The organism is Pseudomonas sp. WSY_20 (assembly GCF_043104335.1).
Lineage (GTDB): Bacteria > Pseudomonadota > Gammaproteobacteria > Pseudomonadales > Pseudomonadaceae > Aquipseudomonas > Aquipseudomonas parafulva_B.
In genome coordinates, this window is sequence record NZ_JBICKP010000021.1 from 39,491 (window position 1) to 49,409 (window position 9,919).

General features: G+C 60.2%; 9 protein-coding genes. 7 read left to right on the forward strand and 2 right to left on the reverse strand.

Going from position 1 to position 9,919, the window contains the following annotated elements; genetic code table 11:
- The first annotated feature begins 201 nt into the window (after positions 1 to 201).
- Positions 202 to 651: an azurin gene (gene azu / locus ACF8E5_RS06655; protein ID WP_058637996.1), complete on the forward strand. Its 450-nt coding sequence runs from the start codon at positions 202 to 204 to the stop codon at positions 649 to 651.
- A gap of 55 nt (positions 652 to 706) precedes the next feature.
- Here the strand turns inward: azu and nadE are convergent, their stop codons facing one another.
- Together nadE and pncB are read right to left on the reverse strand one after the other, a co-directional pair.
- The gene (gene nadE, locus ACF8E5_RS06660; RefSeq protein WP_392475048.1) at positions 707 to 1,534 is read right to left on the reverse strand and encodes an ammonia-dependent NAD(+) synthetase; all 828 of its coding nucleotides are present in this window, start codon (positions 1,532 to 1,534) and stop codon (positions 707 to 709) included.
- 4 nt (positions 1,535 to 1,538) lie between these two features.
- Positions 1,539 to 2,744, reverse strand: coding sequence for a nicotinate phosphoribosyltransferase (pncB, locus tag ACF8E5_RS06665; RefSeq protein ID WP_392475049.1), 1,206 nt, complete (start codon positions 2,742 to 2,744; stop codon positions 1,539 to 1,541).
- 485 nt (positions 2,745 to 3,229) lie between these two features.
- Between pncB and ACF8E5_RS06670 the strand changes: the two genes are divergently transcribed.
- The 6 genes from ACF8E5_RS06670 (at position 3,230) to ACF8E5_RS06695 (ending at position 9,740) form a co-directional block, all read left to right on the forward strand.
- Positions 3,230 to 4,366 carry a branched-chain amino acid ABC transporter substrate-binding protein gene (locus ACF8E5_RS06670; RefSeq protein ID WP_058637999.1) on the forward strand — a complete coding sequence of 379 codons (1,137 nt, stop codon included), beginning with the start codon at positions 3,230 to 3,232 and terminating at the stop codon, positions 4,364 to 4,366.
- A gap of 157 nt (positions 4,367 to 4,523) precedes the next feature.
- Positions 4,524 to 5,438 carry a branched-chain amino acid ABC transporter permease gene (locus tag ACF8E5_RS06675; protein ID WP_023533025.1) on the forward strand — a complete coding sequence of 305 codons (915 nt, stop codon included), beginning with the start codon at positions 4,524 to 4,526 and terminating at the stop codon, positions 5,436 to 5,438.
- A 2-nt stretch (positions 5,439 to 5,440) separates the two neighbouring features.
- Complete coding sequence (gene livM, locus ACF8E5_RS06680) at positions 5,441 to 6,742, forward strand: high-affinity branched-chain amino acid ABC transporter permease LivM (protein ID WP_167338948.1); 1,302 nt, start codon at positions 5,441 to 5,443, stop codon at positions 6,740 to 6,742.
- Positions 6,739 to 7,614, forward strand: a complete 876-nt coding sequence (locus ACF8E5_RS06685) for an ABC transporter ATP-binding protein (RefSeq protein WP_023532980.1) — start codon at positions 6,739 to 6,741, stop codon at positions 7,612 to 7,614. The genes livM and ACF8E5_RS06685 overlap by 4 nt, the downstream gene beginning before the upstream one ends.
- Positions 7,611 to 8,327, forward strand: coding sequence for an ABC transporter ATP-binding protein (locus tag ACF8E5_RS06690; RefSeq protein ID WP_058638001.1), 717 nt, complete (start codon positions 7,611 to 7,613; stop codon positions 8,325 to 8,327). The genes ACF8E5_RS06685 and ACF8E5_RS06690 overlap by 4 nt, the downstream gene beginning before the upstream one ends.
- Positions 8,328 to 8,972: 645 nt before the next feature.
- Positions 8,973 to 9,740 carry an SDR family oxidoreductase gene (locus ACF8E5_RS06695; protein WP_058638002.1) on the forward strand — a complete coding sequence of 256 codons (768 nt, stop codon included), beginning with the start codon at positions 8,973 to 8,975 and terminating at the stop codon, positions 9,738 to 9,740.
- Positions 9,741 to 9,919: the final 179 nt, after the last annotated feature.

Here is a 9,919-nt window from a genome sequence, read left to right on the forward strand (position 1 = left end):
GGGCATTTGGTACTGCTCCTAAATGAGAGGTTGTCCCATCGTCTATTAAAAGGGCATGATGTGCCCTTAGATTGGTTGTATACAATCCATTGAACAATTCAACTGACTGGCCCATTGACATCCCCTTGACGCACGTCACCCAGGGGCTGGACGGTTTCAGGCAGTCTCGCTGTTGATAAAACCCTGCCAAGGAGATTCACGATGTTTGCGAAAGCTGTAGCGGTATCCCTGCTGACCCTCGCCAGCGCCTCTGTCTTCGCCGCCGAGTGTTCGGTAACTGTCGATTCGACTGACCAGATGTCCTTCAACACCAAGGAAATCACGGTCGACAAGAGCTGCAAAGAATTCACCGTCAAACTGACTCACTCCGGTAACCTGCCGAAGAACGTCATGGGCCATAACCTGGTCATCAGCAAGACGGCCGACATGCAGGGCATCGCCACCGAAGGCATGAGTCAGGGTCTGGAAAAGGACTACATCAAGGCCGACAACGCCGCCATCATCGCCCACACCAAGATGATCGGCGCGCCAGAGAAGGAAACTGAAGTGACGTTCGACACCGCCAAGCTCGAAGCCGGCGGTGACTACAGCTTCTTCTGCACCTTCCCAGGTCACATCGCGATGATGAAAGGCAAAGTTGTGGTCAAGTGATGTCACCACGCGGTAGAACACGAATTGGGGCCGCAACGCGGCCCCAATTGCGTATTCAAGGGGCGAACGGCAGTTGGCGCTTGTGCTGGGTCTTGCGGTAGTTGGCAACGATGACATCGAACGCAGCTTGATCGATTTCCTGGCCATGCAGGAATGCGTCGATTTGCTGGTAGGTAACCCCGTGGGCCGCTTCGTCTGGCTTGCCCGGGTCGAGGTCTTCGAGGTCGGCGGTAGGCACTTTCTCCACCAGTGACTCCGGCGCCCCGAAATGGCGCGCGATGGCGCGTACCTGATGCTTGACCAGGCCACTGAGCGGCGCCAGGTCGCAGGCGCCGTCGCCGAACTTGGTATAAAAGCCCATGACCGCCTCGGCTGCGTGGTCGGTCCCGATCACCAGGCCTGCGCGCGCGCCTGCGATGGTGTACTGGGCAACCATGCGCATCCTGGCCTTGATGTTACCCACCACGAAATCCACGAGCGTGGGCGAGCCGTTTTTCAACGCCTGCGTTTCGCCTGCCAGTGCCTTGACGGCCGGGGCAATGTCGATGGTATGCGTCTCGTCCGGCTTGATGACGTCCAGGCACGCCTGTGCATCATGCTCATCGTGCTGGACATGATAGGGCAGGCGCACGGCGATGAAGGTATAGCCCTTGTCACCGGTTTCATCACGCAACTCATTGATGGCGCGCTGGGCGAGCAGGGCTGCGGTCAGCGAATCGACGCCGCCGCTGATGCCCAGTACCAAGGTCTTGAGCCTTGCATTGGCCAGGCAGTCCTTGATGAACGCTACCCGCCGGGTCACTTCGGCCTCGAGGGCGGCAGCGTCGGCGAACGGCGGTTGTACCTTGAGTGCCTGGGCAATCTCTTGCTGAACCGCTTGCATGGGGTTACTCCTTGCTGGGGACTTTGAAAACGTGACGTAGGTAGGTGACGAAGTTCTCGTCACGACACTGGGTCTTGGCCGCTTCGTCTGAAATCTTGGCCACCGGTGCGCCGTTGCAATCGGTCATCTTAAGCACGATGCTCATCGGCGTTACGCCCGGAATGTCGCAGGTCAGGTTGGTGCCGATACCGAAGCTTACGTTGATGCGACCGCGCAGGGCACGGAAGATTTCCAGCGCCCGGGGCAGGTTCAGCCCATCAGAGAACACCAGCGTCTTGGTCATCGGATCGACGCCCAGGTGCTGGTAGTGAGCAATGGCTTTCTCGGCCCAGAGCACAGGGTCACCGGAGTCGTGGCGCAGCCCATCGAAGAGCTTGGCGAAGTACAGGTCGAAATCGCCCAGGAAGGCGTCCATGGTCACGCAGTCGGTCAAGGCGATGCCCAGCAACCCCCGGTACTCACGCACCCAGCAATCGAGTGCGGCGATCTGGCTGTCGATCAACCGCGGGCCCAACTGTTGATGGGCCATGATCCATTCATGAGCCATGGTGCCCAGCGGCTTGATGTCGAGTTTCCAGGCCAGGTCCACATTGCTGGTGCCGACGAAGCGGGCCGGGAAGTCATCGCGCAACACGCGCACCACGTCTTCCTGCACACGGCTGGAGAAACGCCGGCGGGTACCAAAGTCAGCGACCTGCATTTCGGCCAGTTCATCGGTGCTGGCGTTGGCGCGCAGCCAATCGAATTTACGGTAAAGCTGATCACGGGCATCGGCCAGGCGCATGTGCGGGTGCAGCGAACGGTTGCGCACCTCGCTGACGATCGCCAGCAGCGGCACCTCGAACAGGATCACATGTAGCCAGGGCCCTTTGAGGCGCAGCACCAGCTGACCGTCGTCGATACCCAGGTGCACGTAACGCAGGTTGAAGCGGAACAACCTCAGAAAGCGCAGGAAATCAGGCTTGAGAAAGCTGATGCGCTCCAGGAAGGCAAGTTGGCCGTTATCCAGCGTCAGTTCGGCAAGCTGCTCGAGTTGCTGGCGAATGTCGTGCAGGTAGGGGCGCAGGTCCTCGCCATTGCGGCAGCGAAATTCCCATTCGACATCGGCGTCAGGGTAGTTGTGGAGCACGCCCTGCATCATGGTGAGCTTGTAGAAATCGGTGTCGAGCAGGTTATGCACGATGCGCTCGGCGAATGCGCTCTCGCTCATCAAGGTGGCTCCAGAAACGGCAATAGGCGGTCATTGTGCCAGTCTTTGCCATGCCGATGTGATTGCGACGCCGGTGGAGAGGTAAGGCAGCGTGAAACCCTTCAGAAGAATCTGACTACGGTGTCGTACCAGCCAAACCAGGCGGCGTTACATCACGTGCCGAGTGTAGTTAAGGTGCGGGCTGTAGCAGTCATGCACCAGCTGTGTGCAGTTCGGTGACGTTAATTGTTACAGGTCGGTTGCCCATCGGCCCGTGCACCAGTTGCAACGCCCTGCCGTTACGGTTGCCCTGCGCCGCGATAATGGGTGTCACCTGAGGTGGAATAGACGGTTGCACGCTCAATAAAGAAACGGCCAACGCCGGCCCGCCACCCTACGCACGATGGTGTTTGGAGATGATGCGAATCTAATGGCACGGCCCTTGCTCAGAGCACAGGGCTGAGTCGTTGTAGTGCCAATCAAAAAAACTCTAGGAGCACCACCTCATGTCGCAGACGTTTTACAGGAAAGGTTTCCTCGCCCTGGCCGTTGCCACGGCCATGGGTGTTTCTTCGTATGTACAGGCCGACGTCAAGATCGGTGTTGCAGGCCCGATGACCGGTGCCAACGCAGCGTTTGGCGAGCAATACATGAAAGGTGCGCAGGCAGCGGCCGACAAGATCAACGCAGCCGGAGGAGTCAATGGCGAGAAGATCGTGCTGGTCAAAGGCGACGACGCGTGCGAACCCAAGCAGGCCGTGTCTGTAGCGAACCGGCTGGTGGATCAGGACAAGGTCATTGGCGTGGTAGGGCATTTCTGCTCCTCCAATACCATCCCGGCATCCGAGGTGTACGACGAAGCAGGCGTCATTGCCATCACGCCCGGCTCGACCAACCCGCAGGTCACCGAGCGCGGGCTGTCGGCCATGTTCCGCATGTGTGGGCGTGACGACCAGCAGGGCGTCGTCGCTGGCAACTATATCGTCGATGTACTCAAGGGCCAGAAAGTAGCGGTGTTGCACGACAAGGACACCTACGGCCAGGGGCTGGCCGATGCGACCAAGGCTCAGCTGGAAAAACGCGGCGTCAAGCCTGTGCTGTACGAGGGCCTGACCCGCGGCGAGAAAGACTTCAGCGCCATTGTGACCAAGATCCGCTCCACCGGCGCCGACGTGGTCTATTTCGGTGGCCTGCACCCTGAGGCCGGCCCCCTGGTCCGCCAGCTGCGCGAGCAAGGGCTCAAGGACGTGAGGTTCATGTCCGATGACGGCATCGTCACCGACGAACTGGTGTCCACGGCAGGCGGGGCGCAGTACGTCGATGGCGTCTACATGACCTTCGGCGCCGATCCGCGTCAACTGCCCGACAGCAAGGCAGTGGTCGAGGAATTCCGTAAAGGCGGCACCGAGCCTGAAGGCTACACCCTTTACGCCTACGCCTCATTGCAGGCACTGGCTGCAGCGTTCAACGGCGCCAAGTCCAACAAGGGCGAAGACGCGGCCAAGTGGTTGAAGGCCAACCCTGTGCAGACGGTGATGGGCGAGAAGAAGTGGGACAGCAAGGGTGACCTGACGGTGTCGGACTACGTGGTCTACCAGTGGGACAAGGACGGCAAGTACCACCAGCTGGAAAAACAACAATAACAACGGCTCCAGGGACTTGGGGCGCGAGCCCCAGGGCCCGGCCCTGCGGTACCCGTCTTTATCCGAAGATCAGCACAGTGCTGCAGCGTCATGGCTGCCTGGTACCGGGCCCTGCGTGGGCAGCACCGGTGCGATCTCGATCAGGTGAGATTGCGTTATGGATGGTATTTTCCTGCAGCAACTGGTCAACGGCCTGACCCTCGGGTCGGTCTACGGCCTGATCGCCATCGGCTACACAATGGTCTATGGCATCATCGGCATGATCAACTTCGCGCACGGCGAGGTGTACATGATTTCCGCCTACCTGGCGGCGATCAGCCTGGCATTGCTGGCCTATTTCGGCGTCGAGTCCTTCCCTCTGCTGATGTTGGGCACCTTGTTGTTCACCATCGTGGTGACCGGGGTATACGGCTTCACCATCGAGCGCATCGCTTACAAACCCTTGCGCAACTCCACCCGCCTGGCGCCGCTCATCAGTGCCATCGGCATTTCCCTGATCCTGCAGAACTACGCGCAAATCAGCCAAGGTGCGCGGCAACAGGGGGTACCAACCCTGCTTGAAGGCGCCTGGCGCGTCGAGGTGGGCAGCGGCTTCGTGCAACTGACCTACACCAAGATCTTCATTCTGGTAGCGGCCTTCGTTGGCATGGGCCTGCTGACCTATGTGATCAAGTACACCAAGCTGGGGCGCATGTGCCGGGCCACTCAGCAGGACCGCAAGATGGCGTCGATCCTGGGCATCAATACCGACCGGGTGATTTCCTACGTGTTCGTTATCGGTGCCGTGATGGCGGCGCTGGCCGGCGTACTGATCACCATGAACTACGGCACCTTCGATTTCTATGCCGGTTTCATCATCGGTATCAAGGCCTTCACTGCCGCGGTGCTCGGCGGTATTGGCTCGCTGCCTGGCGCGATGCTTGGCGGCATCATCCTGGGCATCTCCGAATCGCTGTTCTCCGGGCTGATCAACTCGGACTACAAGGACGTATTCAGCTTCTCGCTGCTGGTACTGATCCTTATCTTCCGCCCCCAAGGCCTGCTGGGTCGCCCACTCGTGGCTAAGGTGTGACCATGTCCGTTGCCAAATCCGTATCCGTTCCCCAAAAGACAGGCTTGGATCTCAAGCGCAGCGTAGTGGAAACCCTGGTCGCAGGGCTGCTGGCGCTCATCGTGTTCGGCCCGGTCGTCGGTGTAGTGCTCGACGGCTACAGCTTCAACGCCGAACCGCGGCGTGTGGCGTGGCTGGTCGGCGGTGTGATGCTTGGGCGCTTCCTGCTCAGCCTTTACCTGCAAACCGCTGCTGGCCGGCGCATGCTGCAAGGCTTCGACAACGGCGGCTCGGGCGTGCATGTGAACCCGCCAGACTACAAGTCGCGGCTGCGCTATATCATTCCTGCGCTCATCGTGATCGCCATCATCTTCCCGATCTTTGCCAACAAGTACTTGCTGACGGTGGTGATCCTCGGGCTGATTTACGTGCTGCTGGGTCTTGGCCTGAATATCGTGGTTGGCCTGGCCGGGCTGCTGGACCTGGGCTATGTCGCGTTCTATGCCATCGGTGCCTATGGCCTGGCGCTGGGCTACCAGTACCTGGGGCTTGGCTTCTGGAGCGTGCTGCCCTTGGCGGCCATTGCCGCAGCGCTGGCCGGGTGCATCCTGGGCTTTCCGGTGTTGCGCATGCACGGCGATTACCTGGCCATCGTTACCTTGGGCTTTGGCGAAATCATTCGCCTGGTGCTCAACAACTGGCTGTCGTTCACTGGCGGCCCCAACGGCATGCCGGCCCCGGCGCCGACGTTCCTCGGCCTGGAGTTCGGGCGGCGGGCCAAGGACGGGGGCGTGCCCATCCATGAGTTCATGGGTATCGATTACAACCCCAACCTCAAGTTCGTGTTCATCTACGCGGTACTGTTCCTGGTGGTGCTGGCCGTGCTGTACATCAAGCACCGGCTGACGCGCATGCCAGTAGGTCGCGCCTGGGAGGCCCTGCGCGAAGACGAGATTGCCTGCCGTTCCATGGGGCTCAACCATGTGCTGGTCAAGCTCTCGGCGTTCACCCTGGGCGCCTCGACGGCGGGGCTGGCGGGGGTGTTTTTCGCCACCTACCAAGGCTTCGTCAACCCGTCCTCGTTCACCTTCTTCGAGTCAGCGCTGATCCTGGCCATCGTGGTACTGGGCGGCATGGGTTCGACCGTCGGCGTGGTGATTGCCGCGTTCGTGCTCACTGTTGCGCCAGAACTGCTGCGCAGCTTCTCCGAGTACCGGGTGCTGCTGTTTGGCGTGCTAATGGTGCTGATGATGATCTGGCGACCGCGCGGGCTGATCCGCATCAGCCGGTCCGGTGTGACCCCGCGTAAAGGAGTGGCGCCATGAGCGACGACATCATTCTCTCGGTAGACCACCTGATGATGCAGTTCGGTGGCATCAAGGCGCTCAGCGATGTGAGCCTGAAAGTCAGGCGCAACCAAATCTTCGCCCTGATCGGCCCCAACGGCGCAGGCAAGACCACGGTGTTCAACTGCCTGACCGGCTTCTACAAGCCCAGCGGCGGGCGGATCGAGCTCAACGCGCGGGGTAGCCATACCAACGTCATCCAATTGCTGGGCGAACGCTTCCAGGCGGCGGACTTCGTCTCGCCATCACGGTTCGCCAGCCGGCTGTACTACAAGATGTTTGGCGGCACCCACCTGGTCAACCGGGCCGGCCTGGCCCGGACGTTCCAGAACATCCGGCTGTTCAAGGAAATGTCCGTCGTCGAGAACCTGCTGGTGGCCCAGCACATGTGGGTCAACCGCAACCTGTTGGCTGGCGTGCTCAACACCAAGGGGTATCGCAAGGCCGAGAGCGACGCGCTTGACCATGCGTTCTATTGGCTGGAAGTGGTGGACCTGGTCGACTGCGCCAACCGCCTGGCCGGCGAACTGTCCTACGGCCAGCAGCGACGCCTGGAAATCGCCCGTGCCATGTGCACCCGCCCGAAGGTGATCTGCCTGGACGAACCTGCCGCGGGCCTGAACCCTCAGGAAACCGAAGCGTTGAGCCGCATGGTGCGGGTCCTGCGCGACGAACATGACATCACCGTGGTGCTGATCGAGCATGACATGGGCATGGTCATGAGCATTTCCGACCACATCGTCGTACTGGACCACGGCAACGTGATCGCCGAGGGCGCGCCCCAGGATATCCGCAACAACCCGACAGTGATCGCTGCCTATCTGGGTGCCGACGAAGAGGAGCTGATATGACTGCACCCATTCTGGAATTGAAGGACCTGGATGTATTCTACGGCCCCATCCAGGCCCTGAAGCAGGTGTCCATGCACATCGACGAAGGTGAGACGGTCAGCCTGATCGGTGCCAACGGGGCGGGCAAGTCCACCTTGTTGATGTCCATTTTCGGGCAACCTCGCGCCGCTTCCGGTCAGATCCTCTACCGGGGCACCGACATCACCCGCAAGTCCTCGCACTACATCGCCGCCAATGGCATCGCTCAATCGCCGGAAGGGCGGCGGGTGTTCCCGGACATGAGTGTCGAAGAAAACCTGATGATGGGCACCATCCCCATCGGCGACAAGCATGCTGACGAGGACATGCAGCGGATGTATGCATTGTTTCCACGCCTCAAGGAGCGACGCAACCAGCGCGCCATGACCATGTCGGGGGGTGAGCAGCAGATGCTGGCCATCGCCCGCGCCCTGATGAGCCGGCCTCGACTGCTGCTTCTGGATGAGCCTTCGCTCGGGCTGGCGCCCATCGTCGTCAAGCAGATTTTCGCCACCCTGCGCGAGCTGGCCAAGACGGGCATGACCATCTTCCTGGTCGAGCAGAACGCCAACCATGCGTTGAAGCTGTCCGACCGGGCTTACGTGATGGTCAACGGGCAGATACGCATGACGGGTACGGGCCAGGAGTTGTTGGTCAATGAAGAGGTGCGCAGTGCTTATCTGGGCGGGCACTGAGCCCTGATGGTCGTCCAGCCTTGAGCCAATCGGGGCTGGTCAGCGCTCGAAAGCATCTTCCTGCACGTCTCAACAGGCCAGTCCTCATGTGGACAACTGCCATGACCTCGGGCTTATGCACAGGCGCGAGGCGACAGGCCGCCCTCGGTTACCCACAACTTGATTTAGTCCACCATTCGTGTGGAGGTGCCTGTGGAAAACATGGTGGCATCTTTCTGCAGGCCCTTGAATCAAAGGCTTTCACAGGTTTGATCATTTTTTGACCATGGGCGTGCTGGGTGGTGCTATGCCTATCTGACTAGTACTTTTTAAGTGTGATGTCATAAGGTCAGATGTCTGTGGATAAAATTGTGGAAAAGCATTGGACAGACGTCTGGAAGCAGCATGTGGCCAAGGATCTGGCCCTAGTGAAAAAGTCAGACGAGACCGTGGTTCGCTGAAAGGGTTCCGCCGGGTGCGGCCGTTGCCCCCAATTGGCGGGGAAAGGCTTGTGGATAAGGTGCGCATAGGTGGCTGCAGCCCAGTGCATACGCGGCCTTCAGCGGTGTGGTCAAAAAACGATCAGTGCGTATGGCGACTTGCCCGGCGCATCGAGCACGGGCATGCTTCGGGTTAACCCAGGATCTCTTACGTGAGGAACACTGCATGACTTCGACCGTCTTCATCACAGGCGCCACGTCCGGCTTTGGCGAGGCCACTGCCCGCCGGTTTGCCGAGGCGGGCTGGAAGCTGGTGCTCACTGGGCGCCGCAAGGACCGCCTGGATGCCTTGTGTGCCGAATTGTCAGCGCAAACCGAAGTCCATGGCCTGGTGCTGGATGTGCGTGATCGCCAGGCGATGGAACAGGCCATCGCCAACTTGCCAGCGGGTTTCGACACGCTTCGCGGGCTGGTCAACAACGCCGGGTTAGCGCTGGGGGTGGACGCGGCACAGAATTGCAGCCTCGACGACTGGGAAACCATGGTCGACACCAACATCAAGGGGCTGATCTACACCACGCGCTTGCTGCTGCCGCGCTTGATTGCCCACGGGCGGGGGGCGTCCATCCTGAACGTGGGGTCGGTGGCGGGTAATTATCCCTATCCGGGCAGCAACGTCTATGGCGGTACCAAGGCGTTTGTCGGCCAGTTCTCGTTGAGCTTGCGGTGCGACTTGCGCGGCACTGGCGTGCGGGTGAGCAACATCGAGCCTGGCTTGTGCGAGAGCGAGTTCTCGTTGGTGCGTTTTGGCGGTGACCAGGCCAAGTACGATGCTACCTACGCGGGTGCCGAGCCGATTCAGCCACAGGACATTGCCGAGACCATCTTCTGGATCCTCAACCAGCCGGCGCATATCAACATCAACAGCCTGGAACTGATGCCGGTAAGCCAGGACTGGGCTGGGTTCTCCATTGATCGCTCGGCGAAGGGGTAATTTGGTGTCTTTCTCGGTGGGAATGATCTCGTCAACTGGCGAGTTCCCCGCGCAACCCTGCCGTATTCGGACGTGCTGTTCGCGAACCTGAATGGCCGTCGTCGTCGTCGTTGTCGTTGTCGTTGTCGTTGCCGTTGCCGTTGCTTTTGCTTTTGCTTTTGCTTCTAAGCGCGCGGTAG